We start from the raw sequence: 19,983 nt of genomic DNA, 5'->3' as shown, positions 1-19,983 counted from the left end.
GACAGGGTTTCGGAGTGAACGTTCCGCTGAACGCCGACAAGGCACAAGCGTTCCGCTGAACGCCGACAAGGCACAAGCGTTCAGCGGAACGCCGCGACGTCGTAACGCGCGCAGATGAACCCGCGGTTACGCGCGACGTCGAGCAGTTCGAGATCGCACCGCGCGGTGAAGAGCGGCCGTCCCGAACCGAGCAGGACCGGTGCGATCGAGACGATGAGTTCGTCGAGCATCCCGGCCGCGAAGAACTGGGCGGCGAGATCGCCGCCCCCGACGACCCACACATCGCGACCAGCTGCCGCGTCGAGAAGGGCCTGACGGTGAACGCCCGGTGCCCCGGACACGACACGAACACTCTCGGCGACGGTTGCGAGGTCGCGCGTGGAGAACACGAACGCTGGGATCTCGTACGGCCACGGATTACCCTGTTCCACTTCGTGTTCGACGACCCACTCGTAGGTGGTCGACCCCATCACCAGGCAGCCGATACCGCCGATGAAGTCGGCGTAGTTCATCGGACCGTCGTCGTCGATCGGTTGAGTGAGCAGCCAATCGAGTGAGTCGGAGGCATCGGCGAGGAAGCCGTCGAGACTCGTCGCCGTGTAGAAGCGAAACCGCGTTGTCGTACTCACTGGACACCTCCGAATTGCCTGCGCTGCCACATGATCGGGTCGGGGTCGAGTTCGGGCGCCGAGGTGTCGATCCCCACCCGGGCGAACATCGTTCGGGCAAGTTGTCGACGATGAGCCGAGAACGTCAGCACATGCGCGACGATGTGGGCAAGCACGAAGGATTCCGGCGGATCGCACAGCGCGTCGACGATGCTGTCCGCCCACGCTTTGCGTCGGTCGATCTCACGGACCGTCGCCAGCCACCGCGGGGCGATGTCGTCGTATCGGTCGGCGAGTTCCGCCGCGCTGTACCGTATGTCCGCGTCGGGTAGGTCGTCGCCGTCGATACTGGCCATCCACGGCACCGTGGCGAACACGAGATGGTGCAGCACATCGGACAACGACTCGTCGTGCCCGTCCCAGGCGATCGTCGTGTTTCCCGGCAAGTGCACCCGGTCGAAGTCCTCGTCACTCAACGACTTTGCGACGTCGAGCAACGCGGCTATGTCGTCGACGTCGTGGCGCACGAGCAGCGACACCAGGTCACCGCTCGACGCCGTGGTCCCATCGCCGAACGTGCTCGATCCCGCGACGTAGAGGACTGTCGGCGAATGGAAGTGGATTCCGTTCGGGGCAGGCAACCAGTGCCCGCGCCCCTCGACGCCCGACGGCATCGCGCTCGGCGGGTGACCGTAAGCGCGCCCGAACGCGCGGCTGAAACCCTCGACTGACTCATAGCCCGCGGCGAAGGCCGCATCGGTCACCGACGCTCCGTGTCGCAACTGCCATGCGGCCCGTTCGAGGAGGACGCGGCGTCGGAGCGCGGCCGGCGGCTCGCCGACGTCCCGTGCAACTCGTCGACTGAAGTGAAACGGCGACGAGTAGACACTTGCGGCCATGTTCCCGAGTGTCGAGTTGTCGTCGGCGAGCACGGCGTCGAGCAGTTCGCGGAGTCGATCCCGTCCTTGCGTAGGCATATGGCCAGTATGGAACCCGTCAGCTGCTCATCGCCCGACCGTTCTTGCGCTCCCGCTGGTCGCACGGCGACAACCTCACCGCACCACCTCGCGGTGACCGGAGTCGAGGCGTCTCGTCCAACCGCGGGCATCGAGATGCTCGAGAAGCGGGATCGCGACACGGCGGGTGGTTCCCAGCGCCTTGCGGGCCTCGCTGGTGGTGAACGGTTGCTCCAGCCCCGCGAGCACCCGCATGGCCAGCGCCGGAGAGCGCGGCGACACCACGATCCCGTCGCGCAAGCGCAGTAACCGCCCCAGTCGCTCGGCCGCGGCCAACTGCTTGTGGCCCAGACCGAGCGCTGAGAGGTCGTCGGCCTCCGGTGCGGCGAAAGCGTTGTCGGCGAATCTGCGTTCGAGCGCTGCGACCGCCTCCTCCGCGTCGCCGAGTCCGGGGACCGCACCCTGCTTCGTGAGGTAGCCATCGGCATGATCGAGACCAGCGTCTGCGATGAGAGCGGCAACCAGCGCGTCCGATGGCAAGCCGACCGCGCCGACCACGCTCGCCCTCGGCAGTCCCCGCGACATCGAATCCTCCACGGCCACAGCGTCGACAGCAGCCCGGAGCCGCTTGATCCAGATCTCCCAGGCAGACTCGTCAACCCACCAGCCCCCGACGACCCGCACTCCGGCAGGCGCACTCTCGCCAGCGGTGGCGACCCCGAGTCGCGTGAGGTGGTCGACGGTCGCCGCGCCGCGACGCACCACCTCGTGGAGCGCGTCGCCGTCAGTGCGCATGTCCGACAACGCCTCTGCGCGACGCGCCGCATCACCACGCCGCCGCAACTCCGGAGGTTCCGCGTCCAGCACGACACCCCCGCCGACGAGTCCACTGCCCGGGTCACGCAGGACGATACGGTCGCCGACGATCAACGGCAACGCGCGGTCGAGTGTCATTCGCGCATGCTCGGCGTCGAAGGGGCGCACTCGACCGTGCGGTGCGGCCGTGCCGACATGGACACCGAGACCTGTTGGCACGGAGTCCAACCCGGGACCGCTGACCCGACGAACGTCGACGGTGTCGGTCAGCCGCCACATGCCGGGGGTGAGCAGCAGATCGCCGCGGGCGATGTCCGATGCGGACACATCCCTGAGGTTCACCGCCACACGACTGACCGGACCGACGCGCTCACGCGGCGCGTTCTCACTCTGCACCCCACGTATCCCGACGGACCGTACGTTGTTGTCGGTCACCAGATCGAGTGTGTCGCCCCGACCGAGTGATCCTGCCGACAGGGTTCCGGTCACCACCGCACCTGCTCCGGTGATGCTGAACGATCGGTCGATCCAGAACCGAACGGGCGCAGCGTCGGAGGGAACCGGTCCGTCCTCGAGGACGTCTGTGAGCCGGTCACGCAGGGCGTCGATCCCGTGCCCGGTGTGCGCGGACGTGACGACAACGGGAGCGTCGACCAGCCCCGTTCCGTCGAACTCGTCGGCCACCTGGGCGACGACCTCGTCGATCCGTCCCCTGTCCGCGAGGTCGGCACGCGACAGCACCACAACACCGCGGTCGATGCCGAGTGCGACGATCGCGTCGCGGTGGTCCGACGACTGCCTGCGCCACCCCTCGTCCGCGGCGACGACGAACATCACGACCGGTGTCGGCCCGAGGCCCGCGAGCATGTTGCCGAGGAAGCGCTGGTGACCCGGCACGTCGACGAAGGCCAGATCTGCGCCGGATCGCGTTGTGGTCCAGGCGAACCCGAGGTCGATGGTGAGCCCTCGTCTACGCTCTTCTGCCCATCGATCGGGCTCGATACCCGTCAGCGCGCGTACCAGCGCACTCTTGCCGTGGTCGACGTGACCGGCAGTGGCGACGACGTACATCTAATCGGCCGATCCCGGCCCGGCCGAATCGAGAGCACGTCGCACGGCTGCGGCGACGGTCGCGTCGTCGGCGTGCGGGATACAACGCAGGTCGACGAGGCAGGCGCCGTCGTGGACTCGCGGCAGCACTGCGGGAACACCCGTACGGAGGGCATGCGCGGCACGCTCGGGGAGTCGGATCGCCCAGCCGGGCAACGGCACTCCGGGCGCCCCTCCCCCACCGACCCTGCCGTCGTGCGGAACCACGTCGACGCCCCCGATGGCCGTCGCGACACTCTCGGTCCTGGCGCGCAACAGATCCGGGTCTGCGTGGAGGTATTCGGTCACCGGTGGCGTAGGCCCGGTCAGCGTCGCCTCCATCGCCGCCAGAGCCAGTTTGTCGGCGCGCACGGCCCGCGCCAGCGGATGCTTGGCCAACCGAGCGATGAGATCGACGTCGCCGAGCAGGATTCCGGCCTGTGGGCCGCCGAGTAGTTTGTCGCCGCTGGCGATCACCAGATCCGCGCCCGCGGTCAGCGCCGACGATGCGTCCGGCTCGTCCGGCAGCGTCGCATCGGGCACGAGAAGTCCGCTGCCGAGATCGGCGATCAGTGGAACACCTTGCCCGACAGTGATTTCGGCGATTTCAGCGATAGTCGCCTCCGCGGTGAACCCGCTGACACGATAGTTACTCGGATGCACCTTGAGTACGCACCCGACGTCGCCGTCGGCGATGGCCCTCGCGTAGTCACCCGGGTGGGTGCGGTTGGTGGTGCCGACCTCACGCAGGCGCGCGCCGGTCGACTCGATGAGGTCTGTCAGGCGGAATCCCGCACCGATCTCGATCATCTCCCCCCTGCTGATGACCACCTCGCGTCCGGCGGCGAGCGCTGTCGTGGCCAGCACCATCGCCGCGGCACCGTTGTTCACCATCAACGCGTCATTCGCCGCGGGGCAGGCACGCAGGAGGGCGGCGCGCGTCGCTGCTCCGCGTCGCGATCGTGTCCCCGACTCCAGATCGAGTTCGACGTCGACGTAGCCGCAGGCGTCGAGAACGGCGTCGCACGCGGCACCCGAGAGCGACGCACGGCCGAGATTGGTGTGGACGACCACCCCGGTGGCGTTGAGCACGCCCCGACCCGAACCGACACGGCGACGGGCAAGGGCTTCGCAGATGACCGACTCCACCTCGTCGGGGTCGAGTTCACCGCGTCGTGCCGAGTCCTGGACCTCACGCACGACGTCGCGTACCGACTGCTCGCCGAGTCGTGCTGCAGCCGACGCGATGTCGGGATTGCTCAGCAGTCGGTCGGTGCGCGGGATTCGACGTCGGGCATCCGACTGCTGCCGCTCCGGACGCGTGCCGTCGACCTGACTCACCCGCACCCTTCCTTTCCGCTGCGGTGGCGCTGTGGCGGAGGCGGACGGGAATCGAACCCGCCAGACCGAGATACTCGACCTCCTCGGTTTTGAAGACCGGGGGGACCACCAGGAACCCAGACGCCTCCTCGCCGACCCAACCGTAGCGAATCCCACCTCGGATGGCTCGAACCCCTGATTACCCTGTGTCAGATGAGCACCGTCGACACGAGCCCCTCGCAGACCCCGACGATCAGGCTGACCGGGTACGCCCACGGCGGCGGATGCGCGTGCAAGATCCCACCGGGCGAGCTCGAGGCCGCAGTCTCCGGGTTGACCGGCCAGAGTGGCGAGAACATCCTGGTCGGCCTCGATGACGGCGACGACGCCGCAGCCGTGCGAATCCGCGACGACCTCGCCGTCCTCTCGACCGCCGACTTCTTCACCCCAGTCGTCGACGACGCTTACGACTGGGGGCGCATTGCGGCTGCCAACGCACTTTCCGACATCTACGCGATGGGCGGCTCGCCCGTCGTCGCGATCAACCTCGTCGGCTGGCCGCGCGACGTCCTGCCCATGGAGTTGATGACCGAGGTCTTGCGCGGCGGGCTGGCAGTCGCAGCACAAGCCGACTGCCCCGTGATAGGCGGGCACAGCATCGACGACCCGGAGCCCAAGTACGGGATGGCCGTGACCGGGATAGCCGCCCCCGACGCCCTCATCCGCAACGACTCCGCGACCGTCGGATCACCCCTCACACTGACCAAACCGATCGGCGTCGGAATGCTCAACAACCGACACAAGCAGACCGGAGAAGTATTCGACGCAGCGATCGAGGTGATGACGACGCTCAACCGCGACGCGGCCGACGCGGCCCTACGCGCCGGAGTCCGCGCCGGCACCGACGTCACCGGCTTCGGGCTGCTCGGCCACCTCCACAAGCTCACCCGGGCGTCGGGCGTACGCGCGGTCGTCGACACCTCCGCGGTGCCCCTCGTCGACGGCGCCCGCGACGCGCTCGACGACGGTTACGTCTCCGGCGGCAGCCGACGCAACCTCGAGTGGGTTCGCGATCACCTCGACGTCGGCAGCGGCATCGACGAGAACGATCTGCTGATGCTCGCCGACGCCCAGACGTCCGGCGGCCTCCTGCTGGTCGGCGAAGTCCCCGGATATCCCGTGATCGGCGAGATAGTTGCAGGTGCAGGGATCGCAGTTCGCTGACATCGAAGCGCGCTCACTCTATTCTCGTGGACGACGGGCCTATTTCTAGGGGGGATGATGTCGCGTCAGCGCCCCGGCTTCGCCGTCTCGACGTGGTTTCGCGATCGGCAATCTCTGCAACGCCGTGTGCCCGTGTTCGAGCAACTGGGCGGCCGAACGCTCAAACGACTCGTCCTCACTCTCGGAACAGCCCTGCTCGGTTTCGCAGCCGGAGCGGCCGCGACGTCGTCGAACTCCGACTTCGCTCCGTATGTCACGCAGGTCTTGGTACTGACCACTCTGGTCACCGCGAGTCTCGTGGTGCGCTGGTGGGTGCTCCCGTTGCCGAGCAGGCTCGAGAGTCTGACGGTGCTCCTGTTCAGCGACGCGGTGATCGCTGTGGCATGCCTCGGGCATCACGATCATCTGCTGGGCGTCGCAGGTGTCACGATCTTCTCCATCATGAGCGTGTTCGCGATGTTCTTCTGCACCTCGCGTGCCCACGTTCTGCACAGTGTGTTCGCCTCGGCCGTCACTGTCCTGCTGATCGTGTTGGTCGCGATCGATCGGGGGCAGGACATGCTGCTGGTCGCCCTCTCGAAAGGCATCGCGCCGTTCGCCCTTGTCCTGGTCATTCTCCCGACCGTCCACTACTTCCTGTGGGTGCTGGGCACCAATGCCTCCGACGCCGGGACCGACGCGCTGACCCGAATGGCCAATCGGCGCGGCCTGGAACGCTACCTTGCCGGCCTCGACGACTCCCGCACGGTCATGTCGGTGATCATCATCGACATCGACGGATTCAAGGCCATCAACGACACACACGGCCATCACATCGGTGACCTCGTGCTCGTGCGCGTCGGCGGTCGGATCACGCAGGCAGGTCATCGACTGGCGGGAATCCGCAACCTGGTCGCCGCCCGAACCGGCGGCGAGGAGTTCGCGGTCATCCTCGACGACGAACTACGCACGGCCCGCTCGCTGGCCGAACGTATCCGGGTCGGCGTCGCTGCCGACACCTCGCCTTCTGTTACGGTGAGCATCGGCATCAGCGCGGCCTCCGGCGGTGGCACGAAAGACGTCGACAGGCTCTTCGAGGCGGCCGACGCCGCAATGTACGCAGCGAAGCGCCAGGGCGGAAACCGGGTTGTCGTCGCCGACCTCGGAGACGATCGGCCGCTTGCGAGACACGCGCACCGCACACCATCCCGGCTGAGCAGACTCGGCTGACGCGCTGACTGTCAGTCCGCAGTCGTGATGGAATCGTCGGTGACACCGGCGGCACGACGAGCAGCGAGGCGACGCTTCTGTGGCTCTATCGTGTATCGCGGATCCTTGGCCGATTCGATGCCCGCGTGGAAGACACCGAAGCGGGTGCACGCCGACGCCGCGAGCAGGGCTGTCCCCGAGACCGCAGACGCAATACGTGAGCGGCCGCTGAGCAGCGCACCCACCCCTCCCGCGACTGCCAGACCTTCCGCCCAGCGCATCAGAGTGCCCGGGGTGCCGTGGTGGAGTGGTTCGGCGGCGACGGGGTCCATGCGCGATTCCATCACCCGGGTGGCCGCCACATCGCCCACCACGCCGAGTACGGCGAGGGTCCTGGCCGGACCGGCCTCGTCGAGCGGCGTGGTGACCAGAGCGAGTCCGCTAGCCGCAAGACTCGCCGAACTCACGAACACGAAGGGCAGGTCGCGGTGCATCGCGTTCCACGTCGGGGTTGCCGTGTCGCCGAGCAGTGCTGCCGTGTACACGGCGAGCAACGGCCCGAACGCCCCACCGACGAGTCCGGCGGGCGCTTCGGCCACGCGCAGCACAGAACGTAGCGGCCCGAGCGGAAGTCGCTCTCGGAGAAGACGATCCACCTCCGCCGCGGCCGCCACGCCGATGCCCCCGGAGAAGCCGGACAGAATCCACGAGCCGACGCTCATCGGCGACGTGACCTTGAAGGTCCGCAGCATGTTGTAGAAGCGGTCCGGGCGGCCCAGGTCGGCGATCAGGGCGACCCCACCGAGTCCCGCTGCCGCCAGCCCGCTGATGCGGGCGTTGCGGCGCAACACTTTCCGTCCCGTCAACTGCGCCCCGGCAGCGAGCACACCCGACCCTCCCGCGACACCGCCGAGGAACAGATAGGTGGCCACCTTGTCGTCCCAGGGTGGAGGCTTGACGACGTTGTGCCCGTAGTAGCCCGCGTGCCCGTCGGCGTCGACCTTCTCGAACTCGACGTCGGGCACCATGGACATCTCGCGCCCACCGTCGCCCTGACCGAAGAAGTTACGTCGACGCCCCTTGCCGCCCTTACGCTTTCGACGCCCCGATGGTTCCGGTGGGCGTAGCGAATCGTAGTCGGAGGTCATCGCTTCCTACCGGTCAGGAAGGAGACCGCCGCTGCAGCAACCATGCCGAGGGCCGCAGCGCCTGCACGGCGGTACATCGTGGGTAGGTCGGCCGTGCACACCCGCGGATCCGGCGGGAGACCGTACACCTCGGGTTCGTCGAGCAGCAGAAACACCGAGCCGGTGCCCCCGACCCCGTCGTTGGGATTCGCACCGTAGAGGCGAGCCTCGGTCATCCCCTGTTCGTGTAGTTGCGCGACGCGCTCGCGTGCGGTGTCGAACATGTCGTCGTGATCGCCGAACTTGATCGACGTCGTCGGACAGGTCTTGGCGCATGCGGGTGTCTCGTCGTCGACGAGACGGTCGTAACAGAGTGTGCACTTCTGTGCCACACCACGCCTCGGCACGGGAGGCTGCTCACCTTTGCGTTGCCCTTCTCGTGTTGTCGGCTCGACGGTTCCGTCGGAACGACGTTCGACGACCCCGAAAGGGCAACCGGCAACACAGGTTCCACAGCCATTGCAGACGTCGTGCTGCACGACGACGGTCCCGAACTCGGTGCGGAACAACGCGCCTGTCGGGCAGACGTCGAGACAACCCGCGTGCGTGCAGTGCTTGCAGACGTCCGACGACATCAGCCACCGGAACTCGGGGGTGTCGGGCGGAGAAGTATCGGGTGGGGAAGTATCGGGCGGGGTGGTGTCCACTTCGGGCTGTGGCTCTGCGCCGCCCGGCATCGTCGGCATCCCCAAACCGACAAGGGCGCGTCCGGATTCACGTGCCTGCTCGATGCGTTCGCGATCCTGCTCGATGAATGCGACGTGGCGCCAGGTGCTCGCGCCGAGCGCGACGGTGTTGTCGTAGGACATGCCGGTCAGTTCGAGGTCGCCGTCGCGCGGATTGTGGTTCCACTCCTTGCATGCGACCTCGCATGCCTTGCAGCCGATACAGATCGAGGTGTCGGTGAAGAAGCCCTTGCGCGCACGCTCGGCGTCGCCCCAGTGCGCGTCGGCACTCGGGTCGGTGGGACCGGACAGTTGATGGCTCATCTCGCACTCCTCACCATCGGGTGAATCCCTCTCCGTCGGTGTCGTCGGAATCGGTTGGCGGATAGATTGTTTCGTGCTCTGGGTCGGTGATGCGCACATTGTCGGTCTGCGGTGTCACGCCTGCGCGCTGCTGGTAGTCCCGCACAAGGTCGAGAAGTGCCCTGCCCTGCGGCCGACGGCCTGCGATCACCTCGCACGACCCGACCTTCGACTCCTGGATCTGCACGTTGGGATCGAGTGTGACGCCGAGAAGATCGTTGGCGGCGTCGCCACTGACCACCGCGTCACTGCCGATTCCCCAATGGTAGGGAAGGCCGACCTGGTGGACGTCACGCCCGTTGATCCGCAACGTCTTCATGCGATCGGTGACCAGCACACGCGCCTCGATCGCCGCGCGGGGCGAGATGATCGTCGCCCACCCCTCGTTGACCAGCCCGCGCTCTGCGGCCAGCGCCGGCGAGACCTCACAGAACATCTCCGGTTGCAGTTCCGCGAGGTACGGCGACCACCGGCTCATCCCGCCCGCGGTGTGATGCTCGGTCAGCCGATAGGTGGTGAACACGTAGGGATAGACCTCGGAGCCGGCATCGCCTGCGCTCGGAGCGTCGAGGTTGTCGGTGCGCGCGAAGATGATTCGCGCGGGCGCCTGCTGCTGCGGGTAGAGCGCATTGGCCACCGGCGATTCCTGCGGCTCGTAGTGCGCGGGCAGCGGGCCGTCGACGAGTCCCTTGGGCGCGAAGAGCCAACCCTTGCCGTCGGATTGCATGATGAACGGGTCATCGCCCGCGAGGCCGTCCGCGCCACCGAGATCAGGATCGGGGCGGGCGTCGGGCGCTTTGTCGACCGGGAAGTCCGGCACGTCGTCGCCAACCCACTTGTGCGCCTGCGCATCCCACCAGATGTAGCGCTTGCGTTCGCTCCACGGTTTGCCCTCGGGGTCGGCGGAGGCTCGATTGTAGAGAATCCGACGATCGGCGGGCCACACCCAACCCCACTCGTGCTGGCTCACAGAGTCGCCGCCGTGCGGGACGCGTCGCGCAGCCATGTTGGTCGCGTGAGCGTAAACGCCGGTGTAGATCCAGCAGCCACCTGCCGTCGAGCCGTCGGCCTTCATCTGTGTGTAGCTGGTCAGGTTCTCACCCGCGTGCTCGCCAGATGTGACGTAACCGTTGATCTCCGAGAGCACCGACTCCGGTTCGGGGTTGCCGTGCTCGTCGAGCGGGTAGTCCCACGTCATGTCTAGTAGCGGTCGGTCGCGCGGATCGTCGGAGTCCTCGAGCCGCTGTCGGATTCGCTTACCGAGCTCGTAGAAGAAGTCGAGTTCGCTCTGCGCCTGACCCGGCGGTGTGACCGCCTGGTGCCGCCACTGCACCATGCGCTGGGTCTGGGTGAACGAGCCTGCCTTCTCGACATGGGTGGCGGCTGGCATGAAGAAGACCTCGGTACCGATGTCCTCGGTGCGCAACTCTCCGGAGGAGATCTCGGGGCCCTCCTTCCACCAGGTCGCCGACTCGATCATGTTCAGATCGCGGACCACGAGCCACTTCAGGTGACTCATCGCGAGGCGTTGTTGCCTACCGTTCGCCGACCCGACCGCCGGGTTCTGGCCGAGCACGAAGTAGCCCTCGACCTCGTCGTCGAGCATCGACACTGTTGTCTGATACGTCCCCGCGGGACCGTTCAGTCGGGGCAGATAGTCGTAGCACCAGTCGTTGTCGGCCGTCGCGGCGTCGCCGAACCACGCCTTGAGCAGACTCACCATGTAGGTATCGGCGTAGGCCCAATAGCCTTTCTGCGCAGGCGAACCCACCGCTTCGAGGTACTGCTCGAAGGTGTCGTGCTTACCCACCGAGGGCATCGGCAGATAACCGGGAAGCAGATTGAACAGCGTCGGGATGTCGGTGGATCCCTGGATGCTCGCGTGCCCACGCAACGCCATGATCCCGCTACCGGGGCGCCCGACGTTGCCGAGCAGCAACTGCAGGACAGCGGCGGTACGGATGAACTGCGCGCCGAGGGTGTGCTGCGTCCACCCGGTCGCATAGCCGAAACACGTTGTGCGGTCGCGGCCCGAGTTGTCGGCGATCGACTCGGCGAGGTAGGTGAATTCGTCGATCGAGATGCCGCACATGTCGCGGACCATCTCCGGTGTGTACCGGGAGAAGTGCCGTTTCAGGATCTGGAAGACAGTGTGCTCGTCGGTCAGCGAGTCGTCGCGCAGCACCTTCGCATGCTCGAGGGGAGGCCCTCCGGAACCGTGCTGGTCGCCGGCCGCACGCGCTGCCGCCGAGTCACCGTGCTCCTCACCGCCGGGCGACTCGATGCGACCGTCCTCGGCGTCGGCGTACGCCCACGTCGACGGGTCGTACTGCCCGGTCTCGGGATCGAACCCGGAGAACAGCCCGCCGAGGTCTTCGGTGTCGCGGTAGTCGTCGTTGACGATCGTCGCGGCGTTGGTGTAGGCGACGACGTACTCCCGGAAGTACCGCTCGTGAGTGATCATGTAGTTGATCAGCCCGCCGAGCAGCACGACATCGGAGCCGGCACGGATCGAGATGTGCTTGTCGGCGTTGGCCGACGTTCTCGTGAACCGCGGGTCGACGTGGATGACGCGCGCTCCGCGGGAGCGTGCTTCAACGACCCACTGGAATCCGACCGGGTGCGCTTCGGCCATGTTGCCGCCGATGAGCACGATGCAGTCGGAGTTCGCCATGTCCTGTAGTGATTGCGTTGCGCCGCCGCGTCCAAATGAGGCTCCCAGACTGGGAACGGTTGCGGAGTGTCATATACGCGCCTGGTTCTCGATCTGAATCGCGCCCGCCGCGGTGAAGAGTTTCTTGATCAGATAGTTCTCTTCGTTGTCGAGGGTTGCGCCACCGAGCGAAGCGATGCCCATGGTGCGACGCAGCACGCGACCCTGGTCATCTGTGTCCTGCCAGGTCCGACGCCGCGACTCGACGAACCGGTCGGCGATCATGTCGATGGCCGTGTCGAGATCGAGATCGGTCCACTCGGCCGCATACGGCGCGCGATAACGAATGGTGCGCTGCCGCATCGGGTTGTTCACCAGTTGTTCGCTCGAGGCGCCCTTCGGGCACAGCCGCCCGCGCGAGATCGGCGAATCGGGATCGCCCTCGATCTGGATGACGCGATCGTCTTTGACGTAGACCTTCTGCCCGCAGCCGACAGCGCAGAACGGGCACACGCTCTGCACCACGCGATCGGCGGTGGCGGTCCTCGACTCGGTGGCGCGGGTGCGCGGAGACTGTACGGCCGGACCGCGGCCGTACTTGTCGCCGGTGCGCAACTGCCGGAAGACCGGCCACTCCAATGGGCTGAAGGAGGGCACGATGTCGACCCTACTCCAGATCGCTCACAGCGAGCCCTTGTCGGGACCGCCGGCGAGAACCGCGTCGAAGGTCTTGTGGCCGCGGGCCGCCGACGGCGGCGTCTGCCACGGCGTTCAGCGGAACGTTCGGACGCGCCGATCAGCCCCGACTGACGAGCACCGGAGACGCGAGGGCGGCCGCGTCGACGGCGGCGACGAAGGGCGGGAGGAACTTCTCGACGCCGATCACGCAGCAGGCGTGGCCGCCATCGACGTCGAATCGGCGTGCGCCAGGAATGCCGTCGACGAGCAATTGTTGTCGCTCCGGCTCGACGGTGTGGTCACGGGTCGAGACGACGACCGACGTGGGGACGTCGATCTCGCCGAGCCATGGGCGGGAGTCGAAGTTGCCGAGGCCTTCGCCGAAATCGCCTGCGTGCGACAGCGGCGTCGACAGAAATTGTTTGAAGGCCCACACGGTGGTGTGCTTCGAGGGCTGATCGAGGCTCTCCGACGATGGGCGCGGTAGCGATTCGTAGATCGGGCGCAGGATTCGTCCGATGCGGGCGTCGCGGCCGCGCCGATGCGGGTCTCGCTCACTGAAGAACGGCCCCGTCGAGCACAACACGAGCCCCGATACCCTGCCCGGGTGCCGGCGCCACGCGAGTTGCGCGATCCCGCCGCCCATGGAGAACCCGGCGGCGATGAAACGGTCGATGCCGAGGACGTCGGCGAGCGCGACGACGTCGTCGGCACAGTCGCGCAGATCGAACCCGGCCGCCTGGATTCCGCGCCCGTGCCAGCGCTGGTCGAGTGTGATGACCCGGTAGCGACCGTTCAGCTGCGGGATCGACGGATACCAACAGAGCAGACCCGTGGTGAGCACCGAGTGCAGCAGAAACACTGCGGGAGCGTCCTCCGGTCCGGAGTCGGTGACGAATGTGGTTCCACGGCCGGGTAATTCGACCATCCGACCGACGGGCAGATCACGAACGGGATAGGGCGTGGCCACGTGGCGAACACCGCGGATGATCCGTTGAATCGACGACGGCGTCGAGCTCTGCGTTGCCGGGGAAACGTCTGCACTCACCCGAACAACGGTACGCCGTCACGCTGGCGTTTTCCGTCCGTGCGCGCTCAGCGAAGATCCGTGCTGAACAGGTGCCGTTCGTCGGGTATGCCGGTTTCGGTCATGGCGAGCACTCGCGCGACGTTGTCGTGGTCGTACTCGGTCCACCGTTCACGATGCTGACGCTGATACTCCGACCACGACGGCACGATGAACTGCTCCACGTAGTGGTCGGGTTCGTCGGCGCTTCGGTACAGATGCCAGTTGCGCGCTCCGGTGCGTCGGCGTGATCTCGCCACCGCGGGCATGGCGGCGAGGAAATCGGCATGGCGGTTGGCCGGGACGTTGTAGATCGCACTGACCTCGACCGGCCCGTCGTCGGGGTCGGGTTCGAAGATCAACGTCGGTACCGGCCATGCCATCGACAGGTCGCGGCTGAGCTTGCCGGTGACCGGCGACGGCGGGAGTAACCGCACGCTCGCCGCGGTCAGCAGCAGACACACTCCTGCGATCACCAGTGCCCACCGCGTACCGATGGCAGAGCCGAGAGCGCCCCAGATCAATGCGCCGATGCCCTGTGACCCCATGAACACCAGGAGATAGGCCGCCATCCCGCGTGCACGGACCCACTGCGGGAGCGTCAATTGCGCCCCCGCGTTCAGGGTGGTAAGTGTCGCGATCCACGCGATTCCGGCGAACAGGAAGAGCACCAGACACGGCCACAGCGGCAGAAAGGCCGCGCCGATGGTCGCTATGGCGAACACCAGGGCCGACAGTGCGAGGATCGCCGCCGACGAAAGGTGTTGCCGCATCCACGGCATCAACGCCACTCCGATCATCGCGCCGACGCCGAGCACGCCGAGCACGAGACCGTACCCCGACGACCCGAGATGAAAGGAGTGCGCAACGATCAGCGGAAGTAAAGCCCATAGAGCCGACGCGGGGATGGCGAACAGCGCTGATCGCAGCAGGATTCGACGCACGATGGGCGCCGCCGCCACATAGCGCAGCCCTACCCACAGCGAGTCCGACAGACGTTCGGGAACGATGTCGGAGCTCTGTCCCGAGCGTTTCCACATCAACAGTGCGACCACGACGGCCAGATAAGAAATGGCGTTGAGCAGAAAGACCGTGCCCGCTCCGCCCAACGAGAAGATCACGCCTGCCAGCGCGGGACCGATCGCGCGGGCGGCGTTGACCGACACGCTGCCCAGCGACGCGGCGTCGGGTATCTCGTCACGCGGGACGAGTTCGGGCTGGATCGCTTGGAACGCAGGTGACGAGAGCGCAGCACCCGCGCCGAGCAGGAACGTCAGGATCAGCAGGGTGGCGGGATTGAGGTGCCCGGTGAACGCCAGCACGGCCATCAGCACCCCGATCGCCGTCGAGTACACCGACATCACCACGAGAAGCCACTTGCGGTCGAGGCTGTCGGCCAGGACACCCGCCACCAGCGAGAGCAACAGCGTGGGGGCGAGGCTGGCGGTCTGCACCAACGAGATCACCGCTGGGCCGGCGTGCTGGTCGACGAGATACCACTGCGCGCCGACCGACTGCATCCACAACCCGATGTTCGACACGAGCTGCGCGATGAACAGATTGCGGAAGACCGAACTCTTCAGCGGTTGCCAGGCGGAGGCCATGGCTCAACCATGCCTGCATTCGTCGGCAACGGCACCCGATAGGCGTGAACCGGTGCCGAGGCCCCTGACGCCCACGGAAGCTTCGATCATGAGATCCTGGTCACATGATCGACGTCGATCGCCCGAAGATCGAGGGCTCCGTTGCAGTCGGAACATCATCGCTCGAACGCAAGAAGCGCCGCATCGGCTTCGCGGAGTTCGGTTCAGCATCGGGACGCCCGATCCTCTGGCTCCACGGCACTCCCGGTGCTCGTCGGCAGATCCCGATCGAAGCACGCGAGTACGCCGCGGCCCGCGGCGTCCGGCTCATCGGAATCGACCGACCGGGTGTCGGGTCGTCGACGGCCCATCCGTATGAGTGCGTGCGGGATTTCTGTGATGACCTCGTCGATGTGCTCGATGCGCTCGGCATCGACGACTTCGGTGTCATCGGGGTGTCCGGTGGAGGCCCGTATGCGCTGGCCGTCGCGCACGAGTTCGGCCCGCGCGTCCACGTCGCCGGAATCGTCGGTGGTGTGGCGCCGACCGTCGGCTGCGAGGCAATCGGTGGTGGTGCCGTGGCGCTCGCCCGCCGCGCTGCACCGATCCTCCCGTTCGTCGGCGCACCGGTCGGGCAGGCGATCAGTACGGCGTTGCGATTCGTACGTCCGATCGCCGAGCCTGCGATCCTGCTCTACGGCAGGCTATCCCCCGCCGCCGACCGCGAGTTGCTCAGCCGTCCCGAGTTCCGCGCGATGTTCCTCGACGACCTGCTCAGCGGCGGTTCACACCGCATGGAGGCACCGTTCAACGACGTGCGGGTGTTCTCGCGCGACTGGGGTTTCCGAGTCGCCGACGTCGTCACCCCGGTGCGCTGGTGGCACGGCGATCACGACCACATCGTCCCCTACGCCCACGGCGAGCACGTGGTGTCACTACTGCCCGACGCCAAACTCTTCAGCCTGCACGGCGAGAGCCACCTGAGCCTGTTCGGGATGTCGACGGACGTGATGGACGAACTACTCGCCGTGTGGGATCAGGCGACCGTTTCCAGCGCGAATCACATATAGGGTTCTCCTCACGGCCCGTGAGTCGACGGGTGTTTGTGGCGCTCGGCCGGGGCGTGGTCGGATGAGACGATGAGTACGTCGATCGTGGTCACCGGGCATCGTCAGCGCGAGGCGTGGGGTCGCAAGGAACTGCCGCCCGTCGAAGAAGTACGTCCTGGCCTCTGGTCGATTCCGGTGCCCATGCCCGGCAACCCGTTGCGCTACATCCTCGTGTACGCGCTGGCGACGGCGGACGGTCGACTGGCACTCATCGACACCGGGTGGAACACCGACGCGGGCTGGCAGATGCTGGTCGACGGCATCCACGCGACCGGGCACGACCTCAATGACGTCTCGCAGGTCTTCGTCACGCACCTGCATCCCGACCACTTCGGACTCGTACCCCGCCTTCTCGAGCACGTCGATCCGCAGGTCGCCATGCACACCGCGGACCCACGTCACCTGCGGTTCCACTCCGAGGCGGAGCAAGCGCGCGAGTTCGAGGCAGCCCAGGAAGACCTGCGCATCCTCGGCGCGCCGACCGATGTCGCCGACACCGGTCTACTCGAGTTCGTCCGCCTCCCCGACGGCCGCACGATGGATGTCGAACTCGACGACGGCTCGCCGCTGGAGGTCCCCGGCTGGAATCTACGCGCGGTCTGGACGCCCGGACACACGGCGGGTCACCTCTGTTTCGCCGACGACGACGCCGGGGTCATCTTCACCGGCGATCACCTGCTCCCCCGGATCAGCCCGAACGTGTCGACCAATCCGTTCCAGACCCCGAGTCCATTGGCCGACTACCTCACCTCTCTCGCGCGGACCGAGCACATCGGCGACCTCGAGGCGATGCCCAGCCACGAGTACCGGTTCCGCGGACTCGCCGACCGGGTGACGGATCTTCTCTCCCACCACGAGGAGCGACTCACCGAGATCACCGAAGCCGTCTCCGACCAACCCGGCGCGACAGCGTGGGACGTGACGCGCACGGTGACGTGGTCGCGACCGTTCTCCGAACTGTCGATCCCCCTGTCACGCATGGCATTGCGCGAAACAAATGCACATCTGCTCGTCCTCGAGGCGCGCGGTGTCATTTCGTCGGCGGGCCACGAACCCGTGCGCTGGACGATCACGGATCCCCTGCCCGATGACCTCGACGTCGAATCCGCAACCACGAGAGGATCCCTGCGATGACCCCGGTGCGCACCGAATTCGCCGACGGCATAGCCGTTGTGACCATCGACCGGCCGGACGCGCGGAACGCCGTCGATCAGGAGGTCGCACAACAACTCGCCGCCGCGATGGACGAGTTCGAGCGTCGCGACGACATCACCATCGGAATCCTCACCGGCGCAGGCGGAACCTTCTGTGCCGGTATGGATCTCAAAGCGTTCACGCGAGGCGAACTGCCCAGTGTCCCCGGACGCGGATTCGGTGGTATCGCGTCGGCGCCGCCGAGTAAACCCCTCGTGGCAGCAGTCGAGGGCTGGGCACTGGCCGGCGGGTGCGAGCTGGCGCTGTCTGCGGATCTGATCGTCGCCGCCGAGGACGCGAAGTTCGGGCTGCCGGAGGTCAAGCGGGGACTCGCCGCCGCTGCGGGCGGTCTGCTGCGCCTGCCCAAGATCTTGCCGTACCAACTCGCCATGGAAATCGCGCTCACCGGCGATCCGATCACCGCGGTCCGCGCGCACGAGTTCGGCCTGGTGAACACCCTGACGCCGTCGGGCGGAGCGCTGGAGGGAGCGCGCGAGCTCGCGGGACGGATCGCCGCCAACGGTCCCCTCGCCGTGCGTGCCACCAAACAGGTGGTCAGCATGGCCATCCGCTACACAGATCCCGATCTCTTCGCAGCACAGAGCGGCATTCTCGACCCGGTCTTCGCCTCCGACGACGCACAGGAGGGTGCACGGGCATTCGCCGAGAAGCGTGCACCGACGTGGACGGGTCACTGACACGGGCGTGACGCAGCTCGCAGACGCTCGCCTACGATCAGGTGGTGGACCTGCATCTCGCCACCTATTTCGTCGCGGTCATCGACCACGGCGGTATCACCAAGGCTGCACAGGCCCTCTACATCTCCCAGCCGTCGCTCTCGCAGGCGATCCGCACCCTCGAACGCCGCCTCGGGGTGACCCTGTTCGACCGCTCGGGGCGTCGTCTCGAACTCACCGACGCGGGAGCACGCGTCGAGGTGGTCGCGCGTCGTGTCCTCGCCGACGTCGACCGCGCACGCGACCGCGTCGCAGCAGTCCGCGAGTTGCGTTCGGGCACCGTCGATGTGGTCACCGATTCGATGTTCGCCGTGACACCGTTGGTATCGATCGTGCGTGACTTCCGCACACGGTTCAACCAGGTCGCCGTCCGCATCCTCGCCGCCGACGGACCCGCCGGCATCGTGAATCGACTCCGGCACGGTGAGGCAGAAATCGGTCTGATCGATTCGGCCGCAGACCATTCGACGTTCACCTTCGCCCCTCTGGGCACGCAGGAACTCGTACTGGCGGCGCCGCCGTCGCTGTCGGTCGACACCACAGACGGTGCACTGGCGCGGAAGTCCGTTCGATCACTACCACTGGTGATCGATCTCTCCGACCAGACGATGGGAACTCAACTGACCGACGTCATCGGCGACGACGCGCGCAACGTGGTCGTCGACTGCGCGCATCCACCCACGGTGCGTGAACTGGTGAACCGCGGCGTGGGCGCGACCATCCTGCCGCGGGACTCCGTTGCCGAACAGATCCCCGGCGCCGTCGCCTACCCGATGACCCCACCGCTCCATCACGAGTTCGGCATGCTCGTCCGGTCGGGCCAACCGTCCCCGGCAGCGGCCGCTTTCATCGCTGTGGCGCGTCGTACCTGTGGCGCACCGGCACTAGTCGACGACGACGCGCTCAGCACTGTCGACGCCACCCTCGACGCGGACGACCTCGGATAGGCGGACACCGGTGGAACTCCGTCAGATCGAGTACTTCCTCGCCGTCGTCGACCACGGTGGTATCGGCGGAGCGTCGGCAACGCTCGGCGTGACACAGCCGACCGTCTCACAGGCTCTGCGCGCCCTCGAGCGCGAGTTCGGAGTGCAGCTCTTCCACCGGATCGGACGCGGAATGGTACCGAGCGCCGCCGGTCGAGCGCTGGTTGGTTCCGCACGTCAGATGGTCCGCGACGTCGGTTCTGTACAGGACGCGCTGGCGGTCGGTGCCGAGGAGATCACCGGTCGGATCGAGATAATGGCATCGCCCTTCATCGACGGTGCGAGCCTCGCGGATCTTCTCGCCGCGTTCGTTGCCGAGCATCCCGCGGCACGTGTCCGTGTCCGAGACATGCACGACGAGTCGGCGGCATCGGCCATGATCGAGGAGGGCCGCTGCGAGTTCGTCGTCACCCACCTCGGCACTCTCGACGCACGAGCCGACGGCCTCGAGGTGATCACGTTGGGAGAGCAGGAGTTCTGGCTCGTGTGTCCGCCGGGTACCGACCTGCCCGACGGTCCGATCGACATCGCGGACCTGCCGCGGATTCCGATGGTGTTCGT

Annotated in this window: 16 protein-coding genes and 1 tRNA gene; 7 read left to right on the top strand and 10 right to left on the bottom strand. The window is 66.9% G+C overall.

Features of this window, described 5'->3' with window-relative positions; genetic code table 11:
• Nucleotides 1-80 precede the first annotated feature (80 nt).
• From GOOTI_RS24025 to GOOTI_RS24005, 5 genes are all read right to left on the bottom strand, one after another.
• Entirely contained in the window at nt 81-629 is a 549-nt protein-coding gene (locus GOOTI_RS24025) for a dihydrofolate reductase family protein (protein ID WP_007241204.1), read from the bottom strand.
• Nucleotides 626-1,585 carry a helix-turn-helix domain-containing protein gene (locus tag GOOTI_RS24020; protein WP_007241203.1) on the bottom strand — a complete coding sequence of 320 codons (960 nt, stop codon included), beginning with the start codon at nt 1,583-1,585 and terminating at the stop codon, nt 626-628. Before GOOTI_RS24020 ends, GOOTI_RS24025 begins: the two co-directional genes overlap by 4 nt.
• A gap of 75 nt (nt 1,586-1,660) precedes the next feature.
• Nucleotides 1,661-3,451, bottom strand: a complete 1,791-nt coding sequence (gene selB / locus GOOTI_RS24015; protein ID WP_007241202.1) for a selenocysteine-specific translation elongation factor — start codon at nt 3,449-3,451, stop codon at nt 1,661-1,663.
• Nucleotides 3,452-4,810, bottom strand: a complete 1,359-nt coding sequence (gene selA / locus GOOTI_RS24010) for an L-seryl-tRNA(Sec) selenium transferase (RefSeq protein WP_007241201.1) — start codon at nt 4,808-4,810, stop codon at nt 3,452-3,454. It lies immediately after the preceding gene.
• Nucleotides 4,811-4,842: 32 nt separating this feature from the next.
• Nucleotides 4,843-4,938, bottom strand: a tRNA-Sec gene (locus GOOTI_RS24005).
• A 64-nt stretch (nt 4,939-5,002) separates the two neighbouring features.
• Between GOOTI_RS24005 and selD the strand changes: the two genes are divergently transcribed.
• Both selD and GOOTI_RS23995 read left to right on the top strand, forming a co-directional pair.
• Entirely contained in the window at nt 5,003-6,013 is a 1,011-nt protein-coding gene (gene selD, locus GOOTI_RS24000; protein WP_007241200.1) for a selenide, water dikinase SelD, read from the top strand.
• A 132-nt stretch (nt 6,014-6,145) separates the two neighbouring features.
• Nucleotides 6,146-7,222, top strand: a complete 1,077-nt coding sequence (locus GOOTI_RS23995) for a GGDEF domain-containing protein (protein ID WP_233425576.1) — start codon at nt 6,146-6,148, stop codon at nt 7,220-7,222.
• Between the two features lie 11 nt (nt 7,223-7,233).
• On the opposite strand, the gene nrfD is transcribed toward GOOTI_RS23995, so the two are convergent.
• From nrfD to GOOTI_RS23965, 5 genes are all read right to left on the bottom strand, one after another.
• On the bottom strand, nt 7,234-8,349 hold the full coding sequence (gene nrfD, locus GOOTI_RS23990) for an NrfD/PsrC family molybdoenzyme membrane anchor subunit (protein ID WP_007241198.1): 1,116 nt from the start codon (nt 8,347-8,349) through the stop codon (nt 7,234-7,236).
• Entirely contained in the window at nt 8,346-9,377 is a 1,032-nt protein-coding gene (locus GOOTI_RS23985; protein WP_007241197.1) for a 4Fe-4S dicluster domain-containing protein, read from the bottom strand. Before GOOTI_RS23985 ends, nrfD begins: the two co-directional genes overlap by 4 nt.
• 10 nt (nt 9,378-9,387) lie before the next feature.
• Nucleotides 9,388-12,726, bottom strand: a complete 3,339-nt coding sequence (gene fdh / locus GOOTI_RS23980) for a formate dehydrogenase (RefSeq protein WP_233425575.1) — start codon at nt 12,724-12,726, stop codon at nt 9,388-9,390.
• A 139-nt stretch (nt 12,727-12,865) separates the two neighbouring features.
• Nucleotides 12,866-13,675, bottom strand: a complete 810-nt coding sequence (locus GOOTI_RS23970) for an alpha/beta fold hydrolase (protein ID WP_227923573.1) — start codon at nt 13,673-13,675, stop codon at nt 12,866-12,868.
• A gap of 167 nt (nt 13,676-13,842) precedes the next feature.
• Nucleotides 13,843-15,417 (bottom strand): MFS transporter, encoded by a 1,575-nt coding sequence (locus GOOTI_RS23965; protein WP_007241194.1) that lies wholly within the window; start codon nt 15,415-15,417, stop codon nt 13,843-13,845.
• A 104-nt stretch (nt 15,418-15,521) separates the two neighbouring features.
• Between GOOTI_RS23965 and GOOTI_RS23960 the strand changes: the two genes are divergently transcribed.
• From GOOTI_RS23960 to GOOTI_RS23940, 5 genes are all read left to right on the top strand, one after another.
• A complete protein-coding gene (locus tag GOOTI_RS23960; protein WP_007241193.1) occupies nt 15,522-16,466 on the top strand; it encodes an alpha/beta fold hydrolase in 945 nt (314 codons plus the stop codon).
• 69 nt (nt 16,467-16,535) lie between these two features.
• The gene (locus tag GOOTI_RS23955; protein WP_007241192.1) at nt 16,536-17,639 is read left to right on the top strand and encodes an MBL fold metallo-hydrolase; all 1,104 of its coding nucleotides are present in this window, start codon (nt 16,536-16,538) and stop codon (nt 17,637-17,639) included.
• Nucleotides 17,636-18,397 carry a crotonase/enoyl-CoA hydratase family protein gene (locus GOOTI_RS23950; RefSeq protein WP_007241191.1) on the top strand — a complete coding sequence of 254 codons (762 nt, stop codon included), beginning with the start codon at nt 17,636-17,638 and terminating at the stop codon, nt 18,395-18,397. The genes GOOTI_RS23955 and GOOTI_RS23950 overlap by 4 nt, the downstream gene beginning before the upstream one ends.
• A gap of 44 nt (nt 18,398-18,441) precedes the next feature.
• The gene (locus tag GOOTI_RS23945; RefSeq protein WP_051998061.1) at nt 18,442-19,383 is read left to right on the top strand and encodes a LysR family transcriptional regulator; all 942 of its coding nucleotides are present in this window, start codon (nt 18,442-18,444) and stop codon (nt 19,381-19,383) included.
• A gap of 10 nt (nt 19,384-19,393) precedes the next feature.
• A partial coding sequence (locus tag GOOTI_RS23940; RefSeq protein WP_007241189.1) for a LysR family transcriptional regulator occupies nt 19,394-19,983 on the top strand: 590 nt, incomplete at its 3' end.

The organism is Gordonia otitidis NBRC 100426 (genome assembly GCF_000248075.1).
Classification (GTDB): Bacteria; Actinomycetota; Actinomycetes; order Mycobacteriales; family Mycobacteriaceae; genus Gordonia; species Gordonia otitidis.
This window is presented reverse-complemented; position numbering and strand designations above follow the sequence as displayed.